This window comes from Pseudomonas sp. NS1(2017) (assembly GCF_002269425.1).
Classification (GTDB): domain Bacteria; phylum Pseudomonadota; class Gammaproteobacteria; order Pseudomonadales; family Pseudomonadaceae; genus Aquipseudomonas; species Aquipseudomonas reactans.
The window spans coordinates 4,967,172-4,991,398 of the sequence record NZ_CP022960.1 but is presented as its reverse complement, the minus strand read 5'-3'; the positions used below and the strand labels follow the sequence as shown (position 1 = coordinate 4,991,398).

Annotated in this window: 24 protein-coding genes and 1 tRNA gene; 11 read left to right on the top strand and 14 right to left on the bottom strand. The window is 58.9% G+C overall.

Annotated elements, in window-relative coordinates; translation table 11 throughout:
• Window positions 1-21 precede the first annotated feature (21 nt).
• The 6 genes from CI807_RS23280 to CI807_RS23255 all read right to left on the bottom strand — a co-directional run bounded on the left by CI807_RS23280 (window position 22) and on the right by CI807_RS23255 (window position 5,715).
• Window positions 22-1,023: an alpha/beta fold hydrolase gene (locus tag CI807_RS23280; protein WP_095016401.1), complete on the bottom strand. Its 1,002-nt coding sequence runs from the start codon at window positions 1,021-1,023 to the stop codon at window positions 22-24.
• A gap of 44 nt (window positions 1,024-1,067) precedes the next feature.
• Window positions 1,068-1,511, bottom strand: coding sequence for a YqaA family protein (locus tag CI807_RS23275; protein ID WP_095016400.1), 444 nt, complete (start codon window positions 1,509-1,511; stop codon window positions 1,068-1,070).
• Window positions 1,508-1,954, bottom strand: coding sequence for a DUF411 domain-containing protein (locus tag CI807_RS23270; protein ID WP_095016399.1), 447 nt, complete (start codon window positions 1,952-1,954; stop codon window positions 1,508-1,510). The genes CI807_RS23275 and CI807_RS23270 overlap by 4 nt, the downstream gene beginning before the upstream one ends.
• A 97-nt stretch (window positions 1,955-2,051) precedes the next feature.
• Window positions 2,052-2,510 carry an SRPBCC family protein gene (locus tag CI807_RS23265; protein ID WP_095016398.1) on the bottom strand — a complete coding sequence of 153 codons (459 nt, stop codon included), beginning with the start codon at window positions 2,508-2,510 and terminating at the stop codon, window positions 2,052-2,054.
• An 81-nt stretch (window positions 2,511-2,591) separates the two neighbouring features.
• A complete protein-coding gene (locus tag CI807_RS23260) occupies window positions 2,592-4,586 on the bottom strand; it encodes a methyl-accepting chemotaxis protein (protein WP_095016397.1) in 1,995 nt (664 codons plus the stop codon).
• A 133-nt stretch (window positions 4,587-4,719) separates the two neighbouring features.
• On the bottom strand, window positions 4,720-5,715 hold the full coding sequence (locus tag CI807_RS23255; RefSeq protein WP_095016396.1) for an aldo/keto reductase: 996 nt from the start codon (window positions 5,713-5,715) through the stop codon (window positions 4,720-4,722).
• 118 nt (window positions 5,716-5,833) lie between these two features.
• On the opposite strand from CI807_RS23255, the gene CI807_RS23250 reads away from it, so the two are divergent.
• Window positions 5,834-6,745, top strand: coding sequence for a LysR family transcriptional regulator (locus CI807_RS23250; RefSeq protein WP_095016395.1), 912 nt, complete (start codon window positions 5,834-5,836; stop codon window positions 6,743-6,745).
• Window positions 6,746-6,785: 40 nt separating this feature from the next.
• Here the strand turns inward: CI807_RS23250 and CI807_RS23245 are convergent, their stop codons facing one another.
• On the bottom strand, window positions 6,786-10,199 hold the full coding sequence (locus CI807_RS23245; RefSeq protein ID WP_157742076.1) for a membrane-targeted effector domain-containing toxin: 3,414 nt from the start codon (window positions 10,197-10,199) through the stop codon (window positions 6,786-6,788).
• Between the two features lie 494 nt (window positions 10,200-10,693).
• Between CI807_RS23245 and CI807_RS23240 the strand changes: the two genes are divergently transcribed.
• Window positions 10,694-10,882: a hypothetical protein gene (locus CI807_RS23240; protein ID WP_095016393.1), complete on the top strand. Its 189-nt coding sequence runs from the start codon at window positions 10,694-10,696 to the stop codon at window positions 10,880-10,882.
• A 6-nt stretch (window positions 10,883-10,888) separates the two neighbouring features.
• Here CI807_RS23240 and CI807_RS23235 read toward each other — a convergent pair whose 3' ends face one another.
• The gene (locus CI807_RS23235; protein ID WP_016978056.1) at window positions 10,889-11,269 is read right to left on the bottom strand and encodes a fe2+ zn2+ uptake regulation protein; all 381 of its coding nucleotides are present in this window, start codon (window positions 11,267-11,269) and stop codon (window positions 10,889-10,891) included.
• Between the two features lie 237 nt (window positions 11,270-11,506).
• On the opposite strand from CI807_RS23235, the gene CI807_RS23230 reads away from it, so the two are divergent.
• The 3 genes from CI807_RS23230 to CI807_RS23220 all read left to right on the top strand — a co-directional run bounded on the left by CI807_RS23230 (window position 11,507) and on the right by CI807_RS23220 (window position 15,178).
• Window positions 11,507-13,792 carry an acylase gene (locus tag CI807_RS23230; RefSeq protein WP_095016392.1) on the top strand — a complete coding sequence of 762 codons (2,286 nt, stop codon included), beginning with the start codon at window positions 11,507-11,509 and terminating at the stop codon, window positions 13,790-13,792.
• Window positions 13,793-14,004: 212 nt separating this feature from the next.
• Window positions 14,005-14,078: transfer RNA gene (locus CI807_RS23225), tRNA-Cys, on the top strand.
• A gap of 215 nt (window positions 14,079-14,293) precedes the next feature.
• On the top strand, window positions 14,294-15,178 hold the full coding sequence (locus tag CI807_RS23220; protein WP_095016391.1) for a serine protease: 885 nt from the start codon (window positions 14,294-14,296) through the stop codon (window positions 15,176-15,178).
• A gap of 83 nt (window positions 15,179-15,261) precedes the next feature.
• On the opposite strand, the gene CI807_RS23215 is transcribed toward CI807_RS23220, so the two are convergent.
• Entirely contained in the window at window positions 15,262-15,507 is a 246-nt protein-coding gene (locus tag CI807_RS23215; RefSeq protein ID WP_095016390.1) for an integrase, read from the bottom strand.
• Between the two features lie 76 nt (window positions 15,508-15,583).
• On the opposite strand from CI807_RS23215, the gene CI807_RS31505 reads away from it, so the two are divergent.
• The 6 genes from CI807_RS31505 (at window position 15,584) to CI807_RS23195 (ending at window position 19,231) form a co-directional block, all read left to right on the top strand.
• Complete coding sequence (locus CI807_RS31505; RefSeq protein ID WP_177409598.1) at window positions 15,584-15,889, top strand: hypothetical protein; 306 nt, start codon at window positions 15,584-15,586, stop codon at window positions 15,887-15,889.
• Entirely contained in the window at window positions 15,876-16,481 is a 606-nt protein-coding gene (locus CI807_RS31360) for a hypothetical protein (protein ID WP_157742075.1), read from the top strand. Before CI807_RS31505 ends, CI807_RS31360 begins: the two co-directional genes overlap by 14 nt.
• 3 nt (window positions 16,482-16,484) lie before the next feature.
• Complete coding sequence (locus CI807_RS31895; protein ID WP_256578598.1) at window positions 16,485-17,207, top strand: tail fiber assembly protein; 723 nt, start codon at window positions 16,485-16,487, stop codon at window positions 17,205-17,207.
• A gap of 54 nt (window positions 17,208-17,261) precedes the next feature.
• A complete protein-coding gene (locus CI807_RS23205) occupies window positions 17,262-17,687 on the top strand; it encodes a structural protein (protein ID WP_095016389.1) in 426 nt (141 codons plus the stop codon).
• Window positions 17,684-18,157 carry a DUF2514 family protein gene (locus CI807_RS23200; protein WP_095016388.1) on the top strand — a complete coding sequence of 158 codons (474 nt, stop codon included), beginning with the start codon at window positions 17,684-17,686 and terminating at the stop codon, window positions 18,155-18,157. Before CI807_RS23205 ends, CI807_RS23200 begins: the two co-directional genes overlap by 4 nt.
• A gap of 876 nt (window positions 18,158-19,033) precedes the next feature.
• A complete protein-coding gene (locus tag CI807_RS23195) occupies window positions 19,034-19,231 on the top strand; it encodes a hypothetical protein (RefSeq protein ID WP_028616273.1) in 198 nt (65 codons plus the stop codon).
• Window positions 19,232-19,269: 38 nt separating this feature from the next.
• On the opposite strand, the gene CI807_RS23190 is transcribed toward CI807_RS23195, so the two are convergent.
• Genes CI807_RS23190 through CI807_RS23170 form a run of 5 tightly spaced genes read right to left on the bottom strand, consistent with a single transcriptional unit; the run spans window position 19,270 to window position 24,183 of the window.
• Entirely contained in the window at window positions 19,270-19,524 is a 255-nt protein-coding gene (locus CI807_RS23190) for a hypothetical protein (RefSeq protein ID WP_095016387.1), read from the bottom strand.
• The gene (locus tag CI807_RS23185; RefSeq protein WP_095016386.1) at window positions 19,525-20,055 is read right to left on the bottom strand and encodes a GNAT family N-acetyltransferase; all 531 of its coding nucleotides are present in this window, start codon (window positions 20,053-20,055) and stop codon (window positions 19,525-19,527) included.
• Window positions 20,056-20,094: 39 nt separating this feature from the next.
• The gene (locus CI807_RS23180) at window positions 20,095-21,516 is read right to left on the bottom strand and encodes an efflux transporter outer membrane subunit (protein WP_095016385.1); all 1,422 of its coding nucleotides are present in this window, start codon (window positions 21,514-21,516) and stop codon (window positions 20,095-20,097) included.
• Complete coding sequence (locus CI807_RS23175; protein WP_095016384.1) at window positions 21,513-23,081, bottom strand: DHA2 family efflux MFS transporter permease subunit; 1,569 nt, start codon at window positions 23,079-23,081, stop codon at window positions 21,513-21,515. Before CI807_RS23175 ends, CI807_RS23180 begins: the two co-directional genes overlap by 4 nt.
• Window positions 23,074-24,183, bottom strand: a complete 1,110-nt coding sequence (locus CI807_RS23170; RefSeq protein ID WP_095016383.1) for an HlyD family secretion protein — start codon at window positions 24,181-24,183, stop codon at window positions 23,074-23,076. The genes CI807_RS23175 and CI807_RS23170 overlap by 8 nt, the downstream gene beginning before the upstream one ends.
• Window positions 24,184-24,227: the final 44 nt, after the last annotated feature.

Sequence of the window (24,227 nt, the reverse complement as noted above, 5' to 3'; positions counted from 1 at the left end):
AGTGCCTCGAAAAAGGTTGAATTAAAGGGCGTTCAAACCCTGCAACAGCGCTTTATGAAACTGGGCCGGTTCCTCCATCTGCGGTGCGTGCCCCAAGCCCGGGAACTCCACCAGGGTTGCATGGGGAATCAACTTGGCCACTTGCTTGCCCAGCACGGCATAGTCGCCGAGCTTGGCCTTGACCGCCGCCGGCGCAACGTCCTTGCCGATGGCGGTGTTATCGGACGTGCCGATCAGCAGCAGTGTGGGCATTTGTAGGTTCTTGAACTCGTAGTACACCGGCTGGGTGAAGATCATGTCGTAAATCAACGCCGAGTTCCATGCGACCAGGGTATGCCCTGGGCCGTTGCTCAGGCCGGCGTACATCTCTACCCAACGCTCGTACTCGGGCTTCCAGCGTCCGACGTAGTAGGTGTTGAGTTGGTAGTTGCGAATCCCGTCGGCGGTGACTTTCAGCTCACGTGCATACCATTGGTCGACGGTCAGCGAGGGCACGCCCAGCGCCTTCCAGTCTTCCAGGCCAATCGGGTTGACCATCGCCAACTGTTCGGTCTGCTCGGGGTACATCAGCGCATACCGGGTAGCGAGCATGCCACCGGTGGAATGGCCAATAACGGTGGCCTTGTGAATGCCGAGTGTTTCCAGCAGTTGATGGGTGTTGGTCGCCAACTGCTGGAAACTGTATTGATAATGGTCGGGCTTGCTGGAGCTACAGAAACCAATCTGATCCGGCGCGATGACCCGGTAACCGGCGTCGCTCAGGACCTTGATCGAGCCTTCCCAAGTGGCGCCGCAGAAGTTCTTGCCGTGCATCAGCACCACGCTGCGGCCGTTGGCCTGCCCTTTGGCGGGCACGTCCATATAGCCCATTTGCAGGGACTTGCCCTGGGATTGAAAGTCAAAATGCTTGAGTGGGTAGGGGTATTCAAAGCCTTGCAGCTCGGGGCCATAGGTGGCGGCGAAGGCGGGTGCGGTGATGACGGCGAGCAGGCCGGTGATGCAAAAAGCGCGTATCAGAGGCATTGGCAAGGCTCCGAGAAGGGTGCTCGGATGCTGTTGCGGGGCGATTAACTGGGGATTAACACCCAGTGCAAGGTCACGGCAGCGAGCACGGCATAACGCAGGCTTTTGGCCAGGGTCACCAGCAGCAGAAATCGCCACAACGGCTCGCGCATCACCCCGGCGACCAAGGTCAGCGGGTCACCAATGATCGGTACCCAACTGAGCAACAACGTCCAATGGCCCCAGCGCTGGTAATGGTAACGAGCCTTGTCCAATTGCTTGTCACTGACGGGAAACCAGCGTCGCTCCTTGAAGTGCTCGACCCAACGCCCCAGCCACCAGTTCACCACCGAGCCCAGCACATTGCCCAGCGTGGCAACGCCCAGCAGCAGCCACAGGCTGTAATGCCCGCTGAGCAACAGGCCCACCAGCACGGCTTCGGATTGCAGTGGCAGCAGCGTCGCGGCGCCAAAGGCTGCGAAGAATAATCCTAGGTAGCCGGCGATCATTGCGCCGGGTATTGCGCCACTACCACGTCTTTGCCGTCTCGGGTCAGGCCGATGACTTGATAGGCCTCGCTGCGGCCTTCGACTTCCATGCCCGGTGAGCCCATGGGCATGCCCGGCGCGGCGAGGCCCAGCAGGTCATCGCGTTTACGCAGGGCCAGCACTTGTTCGGCGGGCACGTGGCCTTCGACAAACTTGCCGTCGATCACGGCGGTGTGACACGAGCCCAGGCGCGGCGCCACGCCCAGGCGTTGTTTGACGGCGCTCATGTCGGCCTCGACATGGTCATTGACCTTGAAACCATTGCTTTCCAGATGGCTGATCCACTTTTTGCAGCAACCACAGTTGGCGTCGCGGTGCACGTCGATGGGGATCAGGTCGGCGGCCTGGGCCAAGGTGGTGGTGAACAGGGCTGACAGCAGGGCCAGGCGCAATGTGTTTTTCATAGGAACTCGCGTGTAGGAGAGGGCCGTTGGGATGGCGGCGATCATGACGCTGTCATCGCAGGCAAGCCAGCTCCTACCGGTTGGGAATGTTTCCAAATTATACGAAGGGTGGGTTTTCCAAGCGGTGTTTGAGCTGGTCCAGGGCAATGGTCGACAACTCGATCATGCGTTCATGCAGGGTCGCCAGTTGCAGCTCGGTCTCGTAGGTCAGCACCCGCTTGAACAGCGTGCCGCCCTGATGGGGCAGCAGGAAGTAGTGAATGGAGCCATCAACCGCCAGGGAGGTGAACACCGTCTTAAATTCGCCGGGGCGCCGGGCGATCTGCACGCGGTAACTCATGGGCACGCGCACCCCCAGCAAGTCGATGAACTCGGTAAAACGTGCGCCGGCAGGCAGTGGACCGGTGGTGCCGGTATCGGCACTGAGGGACGTGGGATGCCATTCGTGCCAGCGATCCGGTTGGGTCACATAGTCGTAGACGGCCTCAATGGGGGCTCGGATAAAGCGTTCCTGACTGATCCGCTCCAACCGGACCGACTGCTCGGCAGCTCGCATGGCACACCTCCTGTGTTGCGACTAGGAGCTGTCAGAATAGTCCCACTCCCGCACATTGCACGGGAGTGTTTCAGCCGTTTATCAGCGCACTTTGAATCGACCCATCAACGCGATCACCCGTCCATTCGCGTCCAGCAGGCTTTGGGTATTGGTTTCGGTAGCATGGCCGCTCTGCACCAGCTCTTCGACCATTTGTCGGATCTGCACCATGCTGCGGTTGATCTCCTCGGTCACCGCGCTCTGCTGCTCGGCCGCCGTGGCGATCTGGGTGCTGAGGTTGTTGATATGGCTGACCGAACCGGCCATTTCATCCAGGCCAGTGTTTACCCGTGCCGTGGCATCCGCCGCCGACTGGCAACTGGCTTGGGTGTTTTCCATGGCGGCCACCGAGGAACTGACGCCAGCGGTCAAGCGCGTGAGCATGTCGTTGATCTGCGAGGTGCTGGCCTGGGTGCGTGCCGCCAGCGCACGCACTTCATCGGCCACCACCGCAAAGCCCCGGCCTTGCTCGCCGGCACGCGCGGCTTCAATCGCCGCGTTGAGGGCGAGCAGGTTGGTTTGGCCGGCAATCGCGCCAATGACGCCGAGGGTTTCAGTGATGCGTGCGGCGTCCTGGCGCATGTTTTCCACGCTGTGGGTGGCGCTGGACACTTCGCCGATCAAGGCGCTGACGCTGGTGGATGCCTCACCCACCACCACTCGGGAGCGGTCGGCATGCTCATTGGCGCGCTGGGTGAACGCGGCAGTTTCAGCGGCGTTTTGCGCGACGGTGTCGGCGGTGGAACTCATTTCGGTGATGGCGGTGACCGTCTGATCTGTCTCGGAGGCATGTCGCACCAGGATCTGGTTGGTGTGCGCCGAGGTCCGTTGCAGTTGCTCAAGGCTCGACGACATGGCGCCGGTGGCCTGGGTCACTTCACCGATCATGTTCTGCAGGTAGACGATAAAACGGTTCACTGAATGGCCAATGGCGCCCAGTTCGTCCTCGGCACGGATGGTGATGCGTCGTGTCAGGTCGGCATCGCCGGCAGACAGTGCGTCGATATTGGCTTTGAGCGATTTCATGCGCTGCACCAGTTGGCGGATCGCATACACCGCGAGCAGCACCAGCAGCAACACCATGGGAATCTGCAATAGCGCCAGGGTGCCGAGTACGTCATCGCGTTGTGCAGTGATCAGCGAGGTGGGCAGGGCGGTGGCGAGGAACCACGGCGTGCCACCGATCGGGCGCATATAAAAGGTACTGGCCACGCCCTGATTGTCGAACTCGCTACGCTGCAGCGCCTGGTCCCGGTTTGCCAGGGCCTTGCTGACCTGGGCGGCAAACGCCGAGGTGCCGGTGAGTTCGCTGATGTTTTTCAACACCACCGGGCCGCTGATGCGCGAACTGTTGCTGATGATCTTGCCATCGCCCTCGACGATCAGCATTTGCCCGCCGATGTCTTTTTCTTTGCTGGCCACCAGGTCGTTGAAGAAGCCCAGGGTCACGTCGATGGTGGCGACGCCGTACGGCACGCCGTCGCGCTGGATCGCCATGGCGCAATTGGTGCGTGGCTCCTGGCTGGCGTCGTCCTTATAAGCGGCCGCCCAGGCGCACTGGCCACGCGGGGAGGCCAGGCCGCCTTTGTACCAGCTCTGGTCGTAATAGTTGGGCGCAGGGTCACTGTTCCAGAAGGTATTCACAGCCAATTTGCCCGAGGCATCGCGGTGCCAGAACGTGCTGTGCTTGTTGCGCCCCGGTGTGCGCTGGTTGGGCAGCGGCCAGATCCCGCCACCGAAGACTTTCAGCTCGCCGTACTGGTCGACCAGGCCAGGCAGGACCTTGTCGATGGCATCGCTGTCGAGCAACGGAACGGTCTGGGTGATGCTGCGTTGCTGGGACTGAACCTTGTTCAGCTCGCCCTGGATCTGTTCCGCCACCTCGGCGATGCGGTTGAGTACCACCTGTTCTTCGGTGTGACGCAGCGTGGGTGCGACCAACTGGCCGATACCCACGACGGTCAACACAAATAGCACCAGGACGAACAGCACGAGGAACAGGGTATAGCGGGCTTGGATGGAGCGCAGTGGGGGCATGGGGTCGTCCTTACGAAGCGTTTATGACCGACGCGGCTTTGTTAGAGCTTCAACGGGCTATCGGCTTGGCGAGGAGGAGCTTTAGGTACGATCGTGCAAGAAAAAGCAGCACCCGTTAAGGGCGCTCCTGGGTTCAGATATCCAGCATTGCCATCACTGCTTCCGGGTAGCGCAGACCGGCGGTTGCCTCGGCGGGGAAGATCGCTTCCAGCGCCGCCAGTTCTGCCGGGCTGAGGCGGATCGCAAGGGCGGCCACGTTCTCTTCCAGGTACTTGCGCTGCTTGGTGCCGGGAATTGGAATGATGAAGTCACCTTGCGCCAACACCCAGGCCAGTGCGAGTTGCCCGGCGCTCACGCCTTTGTCGGCGGCCAGTGCTTGCACTTGCTTGACCAGTTCCAGGTTTTTTCCGAAGTTCTCCCCCTGGAAGCGCGGGCTGAAGCGACGGTAATCATCGGCACTGAAATCATCCGGGCTTTGCAGGGCGCCGGTGAGGAAACCACGCCCCAGCGGGCTATAAGGCACAAAGGCAATGCCGAGGCGCTGGCAGGCGGCAAGGCAGCCGTTGTGTTCCTGATCACGGCTCCATAGCGAATATTCGCTTTGCAGGGCGCTGATCGGATGCACCTTGTGGGCACGCTCCAGGGTGGCGGCGGACGCTTCGCTCAGGCCCAGGTAACGCACCTTGCCCTGTTGCACCAACTCGGCCATGGCGCCGACGGTTTCTTCGATGGCGACATCCGGGTCGATGCGGTGCTGGTAGTACAGGTCCAGAGTGTCGACGCCGAGGCGTTGCAGCGTGCCGTCAATCGCCTTGCGGATGTACTCGGGGCGACCGTTGACGCCACGCAGCGCCGGGTTGGCCGGGTCGCGCACGATGCCGAATTTGCTGGCCAGGAACACCTGGTCTCGTTTGCCGGCAATGGCTTTGCCGATCAGTGCTTCATTGGTGTGCGGGCCGTAGATGTCGGCGGTATCCAGAAAGTTGACACCGAGTTCCAGCGCGCGGTGCAGCGTCGCGGTGGCTTCCCGGGTGTCGCTGCCGGGCGTGTAGAAATCGCTCATGCCCATGCAGCCGAGGCCGATGGCGGAGACGAGGGGACCGTTGGTACCGAGTGGACGGGTGTGCATGGGGTCAGCTCCTGGTTGGGAAGGCCTGCATTGTCACGCTCGACAAAATCGGGATAAACCGGCTAAAAGCACTAACACTATTCGGTATTTCTAAATAATCAGCTCAAGGAGCCGGCGCTTGGACCGTTTCAACGCGATGCGCGTGTTCACCCGGATCGTCGAACTGCGGGGCTTTGCCAAGGCCGCCGACAGCCTGCAACTGCCCCGGGCCTCGGTGACGGTGCTGATCAAGCAATTGGAGGCGCACCTGGGTGTGCAACTGTTGCAACGCACCACGCGGCAGGTCAGCCCGACGCTGGATGGCGCCGCGTATTACCAGCGCTGTGTGCAATTGCTGTCGGACCTTGAGGAAACTGAAGCGGTGTTTTCCGCCAGCCGGCAGAGCCCACGTGGCACGTTGAGCATTGATATGCCGGCGGGTATTGGCCGGTTTCTGGTGATACCCGCACTGCCCACGTTCACTGCCCTGTATCCGCAGATTGAGTTGGAAATCGGCTTGAATGACCGACCCGTTGACCTGATCCGTGAAGGCGTCGATTGTGTGCTGCGCGGTGGCCTGGCGCTGGACGATTCTCTGGTGGCGCGGCCGCTGGCGATGATGGATCAAATCACCCTGGCCAGTCCCGCTTACCTCGACCGTATGGGGGTGCCCGACACACTCGACGACTTAGCCCACCATCAGATGGTCGAATACGTCTCGGCTGCCAGCGGCAAACGGTTTGGCCTGGAGTTTCTACTTGCCTCCCAGTTGCGTACGCTCAACCTGCCAAAGGTGGTCGCGGTCAACAGCGCCGACGGCTACTTCTGCGCTTGCGAAGCGGGCTACGGGTTGATCCAGGTCCCGTACTATCACGCGAGGCAGCGACTGGTCCAAGGCACCCTGGTGGAAGTACTGCCCCATTTTGCCGTGCCGACAATGGCCTTGACGGCGCTGTACCCGCCGCACCGACAACTGTCCCAACGCGTACGGGTATTTGTGGATTGGTTGGTCGAACTCTGCGCCAAGCCAGGCACGGGTTTGCTGCGTTAGGCTCCGTGCTGTCTGCCGGGTGTCAGTGTTCTCGTGGTTGTCACGCGGGCCATGTTTCACCGGCGAAAATCTGAAGGTCACCGGTCAAGTCATCCAAAGGGGTGAGAGTCCCAGAAGGCCCGGGCCGTTCGTCTGCCGACCGGATGCCGTAGGTGCTGCGCCCCGACCTTTCATAGACTGCGATCCCGGTGCTGCCCGTCAATTCGGCAAGGCCGGGCACGTTCTGGGTCGTATTGACATGATGGCGCCCAACCAGAGCGACCCACTTATCCCCGCCCGCGTGCTGCTCAATGGTGCGTGTGGCGTAGTAGTTGAACTCTTCGAGCCGCTGCACTGCTTGTTCATGCGTTTTGATGGCGCCGAACAGGTGGCGTTCGTCGTTGTGCCGGGTCAGATAGCCGTGGTCAAGCGGCACGATTTCAATCCCGTGGTCTTCGAACTTTTTGAACAGCTCCTTCAGCGTCGGACGCTGACCAGGTGGCCGGTGGTGGAGCCCAACCCTGCCCATGCCATCATCTATCAAGCGCATGTCTTTGTCATATACGACGCCTTCAACGAACAGCTTTTTCACTTTGTTTTGAACAAACAGGTCGACGTTGTCATAGAGGGTGCGAAACGCGGCCAGGTTGGAGTGGGACTCTCCAAATACCAGGCCGGGTGCTGTGTCAAAAGCATCAGCGATTACATCGTTGGTTTTTTTCGGCGTAGGAATGTCCGGGAGCGTGGGGCGGGCGGGTTGAGCTCCGGCGGCCGCGCGGGTGTAAAAGTCGCGCATGTCCTGGGTGAATTTTTCACGGGTTGCCTGCTTCCGGCTGGGAGTGAAATGCGCATGGCTGGGGTTCCCGCGGATACTGCCCAGGTATTCTGTGCTGGGCAGGTGGTCTGTTTTGCGGATCTGCTCGACCGGTTCTCCCGCAGGCAGTGGGTCGCGTGGTGGGCGCGACTTTTGGCTTATCGGGTTGAAACGATGATCGCGGGAAGACCGCACCGGGTGTTTGAGGGTGGGCGATGGAGGCATCAGCGTATGGGTCGGGGTAAACGTGTCGAGCGCGGGACCGTACGGCTGCATCGTATTTGAATCGAAGGCGTACCATTTGCCCTGCTGGCGTACCGCACTGCCTTCCACCCGGTGCGCACCTACGTCGAAGATCCCGGTTGCCGCTGCCTCGTAGTATTGGCTGGCCGTAATCAGATCAAGGTTGCCGGCCGTGCCACGCAGTTTGCGAATGCCTTGCGCACCGGCGTTGACAGTACTGGTCACAAGCCTGCCGGCGCCCACCGCCAAGTCCCCGGTGCCACTCAAGGGGTTGAAGGCATTGAAGGTGGTGACACCAAGGATTTTGCCGCCCTGCGCCAGTTTGCCCAGGGTCGAACCTGCCCCCGTCACGGCTTTACCCACTTTGGCGGTAAGGCCAATCCCAGCCGTCACAAAGCCGAACACATCAAACGCCAGGTCAATCGCACCGTCTTTGTATTGGCCGTTACGAAAGTTCGTGATGGCTGATTTGAGGGGGATGAGGTTGAGCAAGGTATCGGCCGTTGAGCTGAGCCATGCGCGTCGTGCCTCGGACGGTGTGCTACCCGCCGCATACTGCTTTACGGCAGGGTCATCAAACCCCAGCGCTCTGTTGATGACGGCAGCTATATAGTGCGATCGCTGACTTTGGAAGGTGTTAAACGTAGGGTACGACGGGGCCTTTTCTTCTGCACCGGCGCTGTCCCTGTAACCTCCGATGGAAAGGACTTCGACTTTATTGACTTCATTTGAAACGTATTGGTTTGGCCGATGGACCCTGCTTTGGTCGACCTGGTAAAGGGTGCCGGTTGTGCTGTTGAACTCATAGGTTTGGGTTTTGCCCTGGTATTCGCTGTGTATCAGGATCTTCGGGCTTGTGTGAAAGAGTTCGTCCTTGACTGTCGGGATCAAACTGATTCGGTAATCGTTTTCTTTGTAAAACGTGAGTTTTCCATAATTCAGCTGTGTCCGATCAGCCAGGGGCAGGCGATCGAGCGCACTGATGAAGGCATACTTTTTTACCTGTTTGATGTTGTCCAATGCCTGGTTGAATGCCGTGTCGAAGGTCTCTGGAATATTGAACGCAGTGCTTTGGGTGAACGACGCGAGCGTGTCCAGGTTGATGTTTTTATGCGCGGGAATGACTTGCCAATCGGCGGCATCGATTTTCAGCCCCTGCATGGCGATATCCAGCATCGAGTAGGCATCACTGTAGCGTGGGGTTCTGGCGTCGCCAGTTTGGTAGTTTATGCGCAGCACCCGATCTTCAAAGTAGTCGCCATCACCGAACGTTGCCTTCAGCAGGTCGAGCGCCATCTGTTTGCGACTTGGCAGTGTCGTGCCTTGCAGCCTGGAGGCGTCGCTTAGCTCGGATTGTTGAGTGTTGAAAGCCTCGCGGGTATATTCAATTTCCGCATTGTTGTAGTCCGTATCGTCTTTGGCATAAAGAAAGCCGTTGACTACGCCCCAGTCTATCAACGCAGCCTTTTGCGCCGATTCGCCAGCGGGCTCTGTGTCGTCGGCGCTGCGCATGACTTCAGCAAAATCCATCTGCATGGCTTTGCCGGGTGTCTGTGCTTCGATCGCAGCGACGGCGATACACAGATTGGCCCACGCCTGGCTGCCGTACACCACGGTGGCGGGAATATCCTTGACCAGGTACTGCGGCGCCACCTGTGCCAGCAACAACCTGGCTCCGAGTTCGGCCGTAGCGGGGGAGGTCTTGCCTTGTTCGCTCAGGTGCTTGGCCAGTTCATCGATCACACTGGCCGGTGATGTACCCCAATGACGGTCGGCCGCGAGATTGAAACCCGCCACGGTATTTCTGCGCGGCTGTTCAATGGACTCGGGATCAAGGCCCAGATGGATGGCCGCCAAAATACCATCGTTGGCGCTACGGTCCGTGGGAATACTTCCGAGAGTGCGCTGGATCGCTTCGCCAAGCGCCTGCGACCTGTTCGAGTCGAGCAGTATCTCTAAGGCTTTTGCTGGGTCTTGCATGTCGGTTGTCGACAGTCGCACCGCATCGGCCAGGTAGTCCAACGCGCCCCAGCGCGGGTTTATCAGCGGCAAACCAAGCAGATCGGCGCTGTTGCTAGCAACGATGTCGAACACCTTGCGCTGGTTTGCTTCGCTAAGGGGGTGGGCCCACGACAACGCGCCAGCGAAGTTACCCAAGGGGTGCGCCAGTGTGTGGTCGATCAATGCGTCAGCCAAGTCCCGCAATTCTACCGCCGTAGTTGGCATGTAAGTGCCCTTGGACTGAATGAACGCTTCAAGACTGACGCTGGGCTGCATCAGGTTCTGATCGCGGCGAAACGAGGAGTGAGGACCGATTTCCACGCGGTTTTCCTTCAGGGCGGCAACCACGTCTGCGGGCCCGGCGTCCTCAGGGAGTTTGTCAAAAGCGGCCCGAAGTGCTTGGGACAGCATCTGCAAGTCGCTTCGGTCCGCCAGGGAAGTTTTCAGCGCTTGCCGGCCGTTCGCAAGCGCGACTTCAGGCTCCGATGGTGAGTCGGATGTTGGCTGAGGCTCCAGAAGTTGCTCGGTGTTGCTCAGGATAGGGGACGGCGGGACGTACGCGAGGGGCTGCTGGCTATTGAAAGAAATCAATTAATTTTACCTCTCCGAAATGCACACTGGAGCGCAGGATAAGCGCGCTGTTGGGTGTACGAATCAGAGGCAGCAGTTCCTTTCGGGAAACCCTCTAAATATGAGCAAAGTATTCAATGTTGGACGGAAACATCGTCAGGATTGCGAATACGGTAAGTATTCCTCGGGCGGCAGGATCGATCTGGCGTAGGGCAAGCCAAAGAATTTAATCCCCTGTAACATAGAGCGCTTCCGACGTCCGTCCATTCCGTTCACTGAATCAGTGCGGGGCAGGTTCGGCGATACACCGCAGTTGCATTTATCAGTTTCAGGAACCCGTCATGACACAAAAGCAGCGTTTGAAATATTCGATTCTGATTGCCCTGGGCGTATTGGCGACGATGTTTGGCCTGTCCTATTTGCAGAACACCGGGGTTATCAGTGAGAAGACATTCCAGACCATCGCCATTGCCGTCGCCGTGGTTGTGGTCGTGATCAACGGCATCATGCGCCGCAAGGTCAAGCTCTAAGGGCGATCAAGCGCGACCTTCGAGCACCTTGGCAGCCTCTTCATGGAGGCTGTAGCTTTTATCCGCATTGAGGGTGATCACGCCCTCGCTGCACAGGCGCTTGAGCACCTCGCGCACGCTGAGAAACGAGAGCGGGATGCCCAGTTCCAGCAAATGGCTATGCACACCGCGTACCCCGAGGGTGCGCTGGTTGTCGGCGGCGGTGAGCAGGGCGTCGATGACCTTCAGCCGGATCAGGCTGGTGCGCAAGCCAAAACACTTGAGCAGGTGGCGTATACGCTGGTTGCCTTGCTGTTCGGGTGCTTTGCCGAACGCTTGTGTGCCGTTGCCGAAACTGGCCTCGGCAGCCGGTGAATGTCCATCCGTGGGCACTTGCGGGTTGTACATGCAAAAACTCCTTATCAGAGCCTGATCAGGAAAAAATGAGCGCTCTTGGTTAATAAGACGAACGAGCGAGCGAAATCATGAAGTCCCGGATGTAGAAATTTCGTCGGTATCGGTTTTGTCACATCCGCGCCGCCTTAAATAAACGGGCCCTCGCGCTAAATTATTCCCGGTGATTTGCGTTCTTACGGTGGGGTTATTGCCCCTGCTGAGGCGGTTAAATCTGACGGTGGAGTCTGCGTGATTATTTCCAATGGGTTGTCCAGGGTATGTGTAGCGGGCGTGTTGCTGGGGTTGAGCCTGACCGCTTCGGCGCGGGAACAGGTGACGCAAGCGTCGGCGGATATCCGTCGTACCAGTTACGGCGTGCCGCACATCCGCGCCAACAATGAGCGTGGCCTGGGCTTCGGCATCGGCTACGCCTACGCCCAGGACAATCTGTGCTTGCTGGCCAATGAAGTGGTCACGGTGAATGGCGAGCGCGCCAAGTTCTTCGGTCCCGAGCAGGCGACCCTGGAAGAGCGTAACAACCTGGCCAGTGATGTGTTTTTCACGTGGCTGAATACGCCGGAATCGGTCGGCGCGTTCTGGAAAGCGCAGAGCCCGCAGATCCAGCAGCGTATCGAAGGTTACGTGGCCGGCTACAATCGTTACCTGAAAGAGCAGGGCGCTCCGGCGCAGTGCCAGGCGGCGTGGGTGCGACCATTGGTGGCTGAAGACTTGGTCAAGCTGACCCGTAGGCTATTGGTGGAAGGCGGTGTCGGCCAATTCGCTGAAGCCCTGGTCGGTGCGACTCCGCCCCAAGCCACAGCCAGTGTAGCGACCGACTCGAAAGCCTTTGAGTTGGCCGCTGCTAATCAGCAGCGCTTTGCCTTTGAGCGTGGCAGCAACGCCGTAGCGGTGGGCCGCGATCGCTCGTTCAACGGACGCGGCATGCTGCTGGCCAACCCGCATTTCCCGTGGGTCGGCGGCATGCGTTTTTATGAAATGCACCTGACCATCCCCGGTCAACTGGATGTCATGGGCGCGGCTTTGCCTGGTCTGCCGGTGATCAATATCGGCTTCAACCAGCATGTGGCGTGGACCCACACCGTGGACACGTCCAAGCACTTCACCCTGTACCGTCTGACCCTGGACCCGAAGGATTCCACGCGCTATCTGCTCGATGGCAAATCCGTCGCCCTGGATAAAACCACGGTGACGGTGCAGGTCAAACAAGCCGATGGCAGCCTCAAGGGCCAGTCGCACACCGTGTATAGCTCGCAATTCGGCCCGGTGGTGCAATGGCCGGGCAAGCTCGACTGGGACAACCGCTACGCCTTCAGCCTGCGTGACGCCAACCTGGGCAACGACCGCGTGCTGCAACAGTGGTACGCGATGAACCGCGCGGGCAGCCTCGATCAACTGAAAAGCTCGGTGCACACCCTGCAAGGTATCCCGTGGGTCAACACACTGGCCGCCGATGACCAGGGCCAGAGCCTGTATATGAACCAGTCGGTGGTGCCCAACGTCAGCGCGGCCAAACTCGCGCAATGCAGTGACCCCCGTGCCGGCCTGCAGATGATCATGCTCGACGGTGCCCACAGCGCCTGCGCCTGGGACGTCGACCCGCGTGCAGCCCAGGCCGGCATCTTCGCGGCCGATCAACTGCCGCAACTGCAACGCACTGACTACGTGCAGCACTCCAACGACTCGGCCTGGCTGGCCAACCCCAAGGCACCGCTCACCGGTTTCTCCCCGGTCATCAGCCAGGACCACATCGGCCTTGGCCCGCGTGCGCGCTTTGCCCTGCAACGCCTGCAATCGCTGGGCAAACCGATCAGCGTCACCGACCTGCAAAACATGGTGATGGACAACGAGGTGTACCTGGCAAGCCAAGTCATGCCCGACCTGCTCGCATTCTGCGCCAAACACCTCGGCGCCGACGCCACTGCGCTGCAACCCCTGTGCACCGACCTTAAAAACTGGGACCAGCGCGCCAACCTCGACAGCGGCATCGGCTTGGTGCATTTCATCAACCTGGTGCAACACCTGCAGCAAATCCCCGACGCTTCGCGCGTCGCCTTCGACCCGGCGCAACCCCTCACCACGCCACGTGGCCTGGCCATCGATCGCTCCGATGTCGCCAAAGCCCTGCGCGACGCCATGCTGGCGTCCACCGCCGACGTCGCCAAACTCGGCCTCACCGCCAACAGCACCTGGGGCGACCTCCAAGTCTCCGGCCAAACCCCGATCCACGGCGGCCCGCAAGAACTGGGGATCTACAATGCCATGCAAACCGTACCCCGCGCCGACGGCAAGCGCGAAGTAGTCAGCGGCACCAGCTACCTGCAAATCGTCACCTTCGACGAAGAGGGGCCCCACGCCCAAGGCGTACTCGCGTTCTCCGAGTCCAGCAATCCAGCGTCCAAGCACGCCAAGGACCAGACCCAAGCCTTCTCCCAGAAAAAGCTCAGCCCGTTGCCCTTCACCGAAGCGCAAATCAAGGCCGACCCGCACTATCAACATCTGCGCATCAAGGAGTAGGGCAGGTGCGCAACCCCTTGACGCCAATACGAAATATTTTTGAAATCAAGGGGTTGCACGCTTTGGCAAATACGTACATAATGGCGCCCATCGAACGCAACGAAGCATTAAAAACTTCAATGTATTCAATGAGTTAGAGTAGAGGCAGGGTTTTATAGCCCACTCAAGTTTTTATGCGGTGAGTGTCAGCAGCCAGGACATTGATCGTTTGAGGCCGAGTAGCAAAATGGTTATGCAGCGGATTGCAAATCCGCCTACGCCGGTTCGATTCCGACCTCGGCCTCCACTCTTGAAAACCCCGTAGATCAATGGTCTACGGGGTTTTTTATTGCCTGCAATTTGGGATCGTTTCCGCAACCCCTTATCCATCAACACTGAATCGAACGTTTTTTTGATGTCATTTCATATTTGCTCGGTTGGGCTAAACCAGACAAAAAATGGTAGATTTCCACGATGATTATGTTCATCTACTACGTTTTTTAGTGAGCAAGGAGTGCATGCATGCCCGTAAATATTGTAACCGCCGCAACTCTATGTACTGTGCGCATTGAAGCACAAAGTGATAGCGGCTTAAGTCGCGGCACAGGATATTTTTATAGCATAGAAACACCATGTAATGAGCCAGGATTTATTAATCAGACTCCAGTTATTGTAACTAATAAGCATGTTGTTGTTGGGGCGAAGGTATTAAGAATTACTTTGGATTTGGTTAGGAAAGATGCGGAAGTAGCGAGCGACGGATCGGTCGATTGGCAGGAGCGGCACGTTTTCGAAATCGGCGCATCGGATTCTGTACTGATGCACCCCGATGCTGATGTGGATCTGTGCATAATTCAAATGGGGCACGTCCTAAATAAAATCGATGACCATTTGACTCCGAAGAATTTCTTCTTAACTAAAAATTGGCGTTTAAGCGAAAGCGAGATTCCACACATCCGCCCTATAGAAGAGGTGATAATGGTCGGGTACCCTAACGGAATTTGGGACTCGCTTAATAATAAACCTATAGTTCGCAGGGGGCTGAGCGCAACAAACTGCCTGACTCGATGGAATGGTGAGCGATATTTTGTCATAGATTGCGCATGTTTCCCTGGGTCAAGTGGTTCACCCGTATTTCTATATGAAGATGGTCTTTATAGGGGGGATAATGGGGAACTAAATACGGGTACGCGGATAAGGCTCCTTGGGACATTGTGGGGTGGCCCTACCTACACGGCGGAAGGAAAGCTTGTTTCGAAACCGATACCTTCTCTATTTACGTCTGGCGTCGATAGTGTCCCGGTTGTAAATATTATGATGAACCTGGGGTTCGTTATTCATGCAGATGCATTAGACGATTTTGTGCCGGTGCTATTAGATTTACATCGAAAACACGGCCAGATCTAATGTGGGGTCTGTTCTGGCTCGCTTACGCTTACTAGGCTTTGCATGGTCAACTCTCGGTAGTGCAAGGACTACCGGGAGTATCTTCATTTTGTTGGTTTTACAATCTCGCCAACTCGGCGATAGACCTTTTTGGTCATTTCTTCGGTGCTGTGGCCAAGCAAGCGGCTCGCATGTGCTAACTCGATCTCACTGGCGGCTTTAGGCCGGATGTCCTTGAACTGGAACTGGCGGATCAGTATGGCCAAGGCTGCGTCGCCATCGGCGCCAGCTTTGATGGCGGCTTTTTCGCGGGCCTCATCCCAGCGGTTGCGCAGCATCTGCTGGCTCATCCGTAAGCCCGACGTGTTGGTGATCAGCCTCGATGTTTTTATGCCGTTAAGCGCACGACGCTCTTGCAGGTCATCGATGAATGCGCTCAGCGCGGATTGGACGCGTCGTGGTGGTAGTGCGGGTGGTGCAAATCCGACATTGAACGTTTCTGGGCTAGGCGCGAAAAATCTTAAGCAGTACAGCCCTTCGGGAGCTAAGGTCGCAGCGAATATTAGTGCAGGGCTGACATCTGACGTTTCTTATGACGGTGTTGACTTCGTGCTTTTGGATCCGCTAGCGGTGGATGCGATGCCTGTTACTGGAGGGCCTTATTACCCTTCATTCAATGGCACTCGTATAGCTGCGGAGGCTGGCGGATACAACGTAATTGGCGGCTATTAAGGTTGGGGGGCTGCCGGTTCCGGAACTTACCAATTCATTAACAATAGAGGTGGCGGTAGTACAGGTGGATTTTTTTTGGGGGCATTCCGATGCCTCCGGAAATATAACCAACTCTATGCGGTATACGCCAGATGGTCGTTTGGCGATTGCAACAGAATTGTACGTACCAACAATCTTCAGCAACACTCTAGTCAACACGCAAGGTACAGGATACACAGGTAAGTACATTGCTAGTTGTGAGTTCGTTGCTAACACGGTAGCGGCAATCCCGAAGAATACAGCAACCTTCACTGCTAACTCGTTCAGTAAAAATGCGGATACTGGCGAAATTCTTCAATATAAAGAAGTTTTAGTTGGCGACATACCAGCAGGTGGCGCGACCATAGATGTGACATGGCCGTTTGCATTTCCCAATGCCTTTCATGGTGTTGTGTCTATAGTTCTAAGAAGTGCTGATGCAACTGTTCGCCATATAACAACAGCTTATGCATCTATGGGCACCGTCAACGGATGTAGGTTGCAAGTTGATGAGGCTAACCAATCTGTTCAGCCGGCATCATTGACGGCAACCATCACCGCTCGCGGGAGATAAAAATTGAAATTTTTCTATAGTGCAAAGTCGAACATTTTTTACCGTGATGATTTTCATGGTGCTCGGATGATTACTGTGCCTGATCCCAAATGGGTCCGTCCTATGATCCCTGTCCTAGATCCGGATTGGAGCCCGCCCTTGATCAAAGTGCAAGTTCCTGGGTGGAATCGTCCGCTTATTGAGGCGCCGAACCCGGACTGGCAGGAAGGGGTGGTTGATATTCCAGAGACGGTTTTAATTCCTGATATGGATGCGGTTGCGCCGACCGTTGAAATGCCCGATCCAGATGCTGAGCATCCGGAGATCAAGGTTCCGGACATCTCGGTCACCCCACCGATGATCGAAGTCCCAAACCCTGATTGCTTGTTGCCTCCCGAGTCTGAACTTGTGGATGTCACCCCCAAAGAACACCAAGAGATTCAAAACAAGTTAGCCACAACGCCATCGGTTTTATCCAGTGACAAGAATGGCAGGCCGATCACTGTGCCGGCCCCAGGGCAAACACCAGAACAGGTGCTGAACGGCGCGCTTCTGCAGCGAGACAGGCTGATTGGAGTCGCAGCAACGCGGGTTGCTCCACTACAGGATGCTGTTGACCTTGAAGTAGCTACGCCAGCAGAAGTGGCGATGCTAAAAAAATGGAAGCAGTACCGGATCGCCGTTAACCGAGTACCAGACCAAGAAGGGTTCCCCGCCCAAATCACCTGGCCACCTGAGCCGCAGTAAAAAACGCTAACCCGCCAGCCGCCTTGAGCGGTTTTTTTTCGCCTGGAGAAAAGTATGCCGATCACCGAAACCCGTGGGGTACGCAACCGAAACCCCGGCAACATTGACTACAAGCCAGCCAATCAATGGCAGGGGCAGCTCAAGCCAGACCTGGCCATCGAGAAGCGCTTCGCGCGGTTCGATACACCGGAGAACGGCATCCGCGCCCTGGGTAAGCTGCTGCTGACCTACCAGCGTAAGCACGGACTGAATACGGTGAAGGCGATCATCAGCCGTTGGGCTCCGGCGGTAGAGAGCGATACCGCTGCCTATGTGCGCGCGGTGGAGGCGAACGCCGGCACCCGGCCAGGTGCTGAGGTTGACCTGACCCGGCCAGCGGTGATGGCTGGTTTCGTCAAGGCGATCATTCATCATGAGAACGCCGGGTATGCCTACCCCGACTCGGTGCTGGCTGAAGGTGTGCGGCGGGCGCTGGTATGACGCCTGTGCAGAAGCTGGCGCTGATCCTGCTTGCCATGGCCGTGAGCGTCGGCGCGGCCTGGCAGGTGCAGGACTTGCGTTACAGCAGCCAACTGGCAGAACTCGGAGAAGCCCAAGCGCTTGCCATCACCAAGGCTGGCGAAGATGCCCGCAAAGAAGAACAGCGCCGCCAGGCGACCGTGAATAAGGAGGCAAGCAATGCGCGAGAACAGAACAAGGCTGCAGCTGTGGATGCTGGCGTTGCTGATGCTGCTGGTGACCGGCTGTATGCAGACGCCACCACGCTTGCCGCCACTGCCTGCGGCGATTCCGGAGTTACCCAGCGAGGCGCGTCAGCCACCCGCGCCGCAATGGTGCTCTCCGACCTGCTCCAGCGGGCTGACAAAAGAGCGGGAGAGTTGGCGGCTGCTTATGATCGCGCCCGAATAGCGGGACTGGTTTGCGAGCGCAGCTACGATTCAGTCCGATGAACTTATGCGTCCTCAATAGGTGTCCCAACTCAGTTGGGACGCCTAACATTGACGTTTCTCATCGAGTTGCAAGCCGACCAAGTGGAGGGTAGTCCGCAAACGTCTCAACGCACATAGGTTTATTAGGGGCCATAACATAGGCTGAATCCGCACTTCTGGTCATAGCGGTTTTTGCCTGGGGGCTAAATACTGCATACATCCCCACCACAGGTTTAGCGCCAGGCTGACAGGAGAAAAATCCATCCGGACAGCTTTCGGCTTCTACCACTTCATCAACAACAGAATAGGTTCTTTCAATAAGTCTTACGTACGTGCTCATGGCCCACCTCGCAATAGCAGATCTGGAACTAATCCATTTTTGAGTGAGCGACCTCGGACTGCCCAAATTGAGTATGCTCCCCTGTAAACGGCATCGCACCTCGTAATATTCACAGGTCATCAGCGATTTCTATGCCGTCTGTCTGGTATGAATAGGTACCAAGTCTTGGTCAGGAATGGCCGCAAATCCATTCCGCAATTGAATTTAGATGCCGCAGATTTGGCGGGTTCTAGCGATTATGAGGCGCTGGTGGTGCGGAATTTATTTAGATGTAAGTATTTGATAACAGACGTTATTATTGTGGATTTCAAATCCGCCTACGCCGGTTCGATTCCGACCTCGGCCTCCACTCTTAGAAACCCCGTAGATTAACGTCTACGGGGTTTTTTATTGGTTTTGAAAAAGTTTTGGAAGTCTGGCGCGTTAGGAATTGACTCTGAAACGCCTTGCCATTGCGCAAGGCTTTCTGCCGTTCGTCCAGTACATCGCACTCGCTGACCACTGCCTGATCCCATGTTTAAGCGCCGATATCCCGAGCGTAAGAACGGAGAGCCAGCATGGAAATCAATGAAAATGCCCCTGGGAATATTTCTCAGCAGGATGTAACCCGCGGCACCGACAATGAGACAGGGCACGATCCGAAGCGCGATGAGGAGGGTGTTCCGTTGCCGCCGGACGATGACGCGCCTCTTGAAGAGGACATGTCCGATGTAGACGCCGCTGATTCAGTGGCGAGCGAGCATCCCGACAACTGAACATTTGTAATTCAATGAGCCCGACCGCTGCGTCGGGCTTATAGGACCTGAGACCTGACGATCCGCTGGTCTTTGACCTCACCTGCATACGCCCGCAATTTCTCCTGCTGCGCCGCCAGCAACGCGCAAATCTTCATCAGCGCCACCGCCTCATCCGGCGCCTTGCCGCTGGCCGCCAAAGCGGTCAGCTCCACCACCGACCACCCAATCACCGCCGCCGCATCTTCCAGGTCGTAGAACAGTTCCTGCTGCGCCGTCCTGGGCCCGTCGAGGCCTTTTATCAACTCATCCATTCATGCATCCTTCCGCTGCAGTTCAAGCCCCATCACATCCATGCCGATTTCAGCCAGATCCGTCTTGAACGGAATTTCTCCAATCCACTTGAACCCAAACACCTCATAAAACCGTCGTGCATCGGGATTGGACTTGAGCACCGTCAGCCACAGCGAGCGCTCGCCACGCTCTACAGCCTGGTCGCAAATGAACTGCATAACTCGCTTGCCATACCCGCGCCCGGCGGCGGATTTGAGAAAGTAGATCTTGCGCAGTTCTGCGCCAACTTCGCCTGTTATGGGCGCCGGCGCCGACCAGTTGACCTTTGCCAGGCCGACGACTTGCGCGTTGTCATCTGACGCGAGCAGCCATAGAGGGCTGTCGGATGTTTCGAGTGATTGGCGCAAGGCGTTGTGGGAAAAGTCCCGATCAAGGAACGCCTGCAATCCGACAGGCGACCAAATGTGAGCAAAGTGTTCTCGATAGGTGGTGCAGCCAACGTCGCGCAGGGCGTTAAGGTCGGCTGGGGTCGCTTGATGAATACGGAGCATGGTTCCCTCGTGTCTGGCGGCGCTGTGCGAGGAAGTGTGTCACAAGGTCCAGCCCAGCCCCAATGCCTTGTGCAGCGAAGCGAAATCCTTGAGTAGTTCCGCATCCCCTGAGATCCGACTTTCCTGCGCCTGGTACCGCGTGCGCTCCGCATCCAGCCAATCGAGCGTGCTGGCCGTGCCTGCACGATAACGTTGGCGGGTCAGGTCGGCCGCACGCACGGCCGAAGATTCCACACTGCGCAGCAGCACAACGTTCTGGCGCTGGTGGCCGTACCGAGCCAGGGCGACATCGGCATCACGCAGCGCGCTCAGCACCACACTTTTGTACTGCGCGAGCGCTTCGTCGCGGCCCGCTTCGGCGCCTTTGACGCTGGCGGCCACGCGACCGAAGTCCAGCGCGTTCCAGGTCAGGCGCGGCAGGATCAGCCAACTGCCGTTGTCTTTGCGGGCGAGGTGGCCTGGGTCGCCGGCAGAGAATGACAGGTCGCCCATCAGGCTGAGCTTTGGAAACCAGTCAGCGGTTTTTTCGCCAATCTGGGCGTTGCTGGAGGCCAGTTTGCGTTCGGCCACGCGGATGTCGGGGCGGGCCTTGAGGAGGGCAGCGGGGTCTGCTACCGGCACCACGCCGGGGATGGCGGGCAGGGCCTGGGCGGTGGCGAGGCGTTCTTCGAGTTCGCCGGGTTCCAGGCCGCAGAGCAAATCGAGCTGGTCCAGGGATTCAACGATGGCGGCTTGCAACGGCAGGCGTTGGGCCTGGGTGTTTTCTGCCTGGGTGAGGACTTGTTCGAGTTGCAGTTGTGAGGCCACGCCACGGCTGCGGCGCTGCTGGGTCAGGTCGAGGGCCTGGTTTTCGATGTCGACGCTGGCTTCGACCAGGGCCAGCCGTGCTTGCTGGTCGCGCAGGTCGGTGTAGGCCTGGACCACTTCGGCCGCCAGTTGTACTTGGGCGTCGGCCAGTTGAGCTTGGGCCGCGTCGGCTTCCGCCTGCGCCGCTTCGACTGCACGCCGGGTGCCGCCGAACAGGTCGGCTTCCCAGCTGGCATCGAAACCGGCGAGGTAAAGCGTCAGCGGGCCACGGCCGCTACCGCCGCTGCTACCCAGTGCGGAGGTGTCGGGCGAGCGCAGTTTCAGCATCGCAGCGTCGCCGGTGACCTTGGGCATGGCGTCGGCGCGGGCACCACTGAGGCTGGCGCGGGATTGTTTCAAGCGCGCTTGGGCGGTGGCGATGTCGGGGCTGTTTTTCAGCGCCATGTCTATCAGTTCATTGAGCTGCGCGTCATTCAGCGTTCGCCACCACTGCGCCACAGTCGGCGCGCTGGGTGCTTGGTTGTCGGCGTGAGGTAACCGCCCAGCGGCCAGGGTTTTCGGCGCGGCATCCGGCGCGCCTGGGTAATCCGGACCCACGGTGCAGGCGGACAGTAGGCCAACGGTCAGGAGCAGGGGAAGGGAGCGAGCAATCATGGCTGTACCGTGCGCTTTTTGAGAAGGAAGATCAGGGGCAGGCACGCCAGCATGGCGAGTCCCAGTACATAGAAAGAGTCGTTGTAGGCCATGACCGAGGCTTGGCGCGCGATGTCGTTGGCCAACTGGGCCATCGCCTGCAACGGGGCGCTGGAGGCATCGCCGGTTTGCGCGAGGTAGCTGGCGGTGTTGCTGGCCATGTGGTCCTGGGCGAGTTGGCTGTTGGCCAGGATGCCTTCACGCAGCCTGTCGTCATGGAAGTGGCTGCGTCGGTCCATCAAAACGCCGAGCAACGCGAGGCCGATGGTGCCGCCGAGGTTGCGTGACATGTTGTAGAGCCCGGCCGCATCCCCCGCGTCCTTGGTCTCGACCGAACGCATGGACAATTGGCTGAGGGGCATCATCACCAGGATCTGCCCGAAGCCGCGTAGCAGTTGCGACCAGATGAAGTCATGCCCGACGCTGTCGGCAGTCAGTTGGGTGTCAACGAAACAACTGGCCCAGTACAGCAACAGCCCGGCGCCGACCATCCAACGCAAGTCATAGCGACCGAGCATCCTCGGCAGGATCGGCATCAGCAGGAACGCGGGAATGCCCGACAGCAACATGATCGCGCCGGACTGTTGCGCGTTGTAGCCGGACAGAATGCCGAGGAACTGCGGCACCAGGTACGCCGTGCCATACAGCCCCGCGCCCACGGCCGTACCAATCAGCAGCACACTGCCAAAGCTCTTATTGAGCACCAGTGGCAGGCGCAGGATCGGCGTACTCGAACGGAATTGCCCCACGGCAATCAGGAAAAATCCGGTCACCGTGGCGATGCTCAGCCATATGATCAGCAGCGAATCGAACCAGTGCTCACGCTGGCCTTCTTCAAGCACCACGGTGAGTGAGCTCAAGCCCATCGCCAGGCCCAGGATGCCCAGCCAGTCAGCGCTGATAAAACGTTGCAGGTTCATGCGCTCACTGGGCAAACCGGTGATCAGCAGGGTGATCAAGGCGATACTGATGGGCAGGTTGAGAAAGAAGCACCAGCGCCAATTGATGTTTTCCGTCAACCAGCCGCCGATCACCGGGCCGAGCAACGGGCCGAGGATCACGGTCATGCCGAACAGCGTGGTGCCGATGGCCAGTTGATGCGGTGGCAGGCGCGTGCGCACAATGGTCTGCGCCGTGGGGATCATCGCACCGCCGGCAAAGCCCTGGCCGATGCGCCCGGCAATCATCGCGCCGAGGCTGGTGGACAGGCCGCAGAACATCGAAAACAGGGTGAACATCAGCGCCGTGCCGATCAGGAACCGGCGCAGGCCGAACACCCGTGTCAGCCAGGCGGCGAGGGGGATCATGACGATCTCCGACATCAGGTAGCCGGTGGCGATCCAGGTACCTTCAGTGCCGGTAGCGCCGATCTGGCCCTGGATCTGCGGCAAGGCCGAGTTGGTGATCGAAACGTCGAGGGTGGCGAGCAACGCGCCCAATGCCCCGGCGGCGACGGCGATCCAGTCGGTCAGCGAGGCGTTGCGCGGTTTCTCGGCAGCCACCGCGGGCATGATCGCCTCAGCCATGGTTGGCGTCCGCGCCGTGGGTGCGCGTGTCGACTTCCACGGTGGCCGACAAGCCGGGCATCAGCGCGGCGCGCAGGTCGTCCGGCACGTCCAGAGCAATGCGCACCGGCACGCGCTGTACGATCTTGGTGAAGTTACCCGTGGCGTTCGACGGTGGCAGCAAAGCGAACTGCGCGCCGGTGCCGGGGGCCAGACTGTCGATGTGGCCTTGCAGGTCGCGGCCGGGCAGTGCGTCCACGTGCACAGTAACGGTCTGGCCGGGGCGCATGGCGCCGATCTGGGTTTCCTTGTAGTTGGCCGTCAGGTAGATCGCGCTGATCGGCACCACCGTCAGCAACCGGGTGCCGGGTTGCACGTACTGGCCCACGCGCACCCCACGGTCGGCCACGCGACCATCGAGCGGGCTGCGGATCACGGCGTCGTCCACGTCCAGCTGGCTTTGTGCTTCGCTGGCCTTGGCCACGCCCAGTTGCGCCTGGGCTTGCTTGAGCTGGGCCTGCAGCGTGCCGTAGCGGGTCTGGCTGGAGCGCAGCGCGGCCTGTTTGGCTGCCACGGTGCTGCGGGCTTGTGCCAGTTGGTTGTTCAATTGGGCCAGGCGCTCCTCGGGTTCTGCACCGGAGCGGGCCAGCGGGGCGTAACGGGCCACTTCGGTCTGGGCGTGTCGCGCATCGGCTTCGGCGCCCTGCAATTGAGCGCGGGCTTCGGCGATGGTCGAGTCCTGTTGCACCAGATCGGCCTGGGCCTTGGCGAAGTCGGCATTGCGCGCGGCGATGGTGGCCGACGCTTCATCACTCACCGCCTGGTATTTGCGCGCATCCAGGCGTACCAGCACATCGCCGCGCTTGACGTTCTGGTTGTCGCTCACCAGCACCTCGGCTACGTAGCCGTTGATCTTGGGCGCAACGCTGATGCTGTCGGCTTGCAGGTAGGCGTCGTCGGTGGTCTCGATAAAACGCCCGGTGATCCACCACCAAGCGGCCCATGACACGCCAAGCAGCACGGCGACGCCGGCCACTGTCAGCAGGATGCGACGGGCCTTGCCGCGTTGACCGTTGACGGTTTCTTCAGGCATGACCTGAGGGGAGGGAGGTGCAGCCGACATCGAGGTCACTCCAGATTTATAACAGGTGGAATAAATTCCTTTTT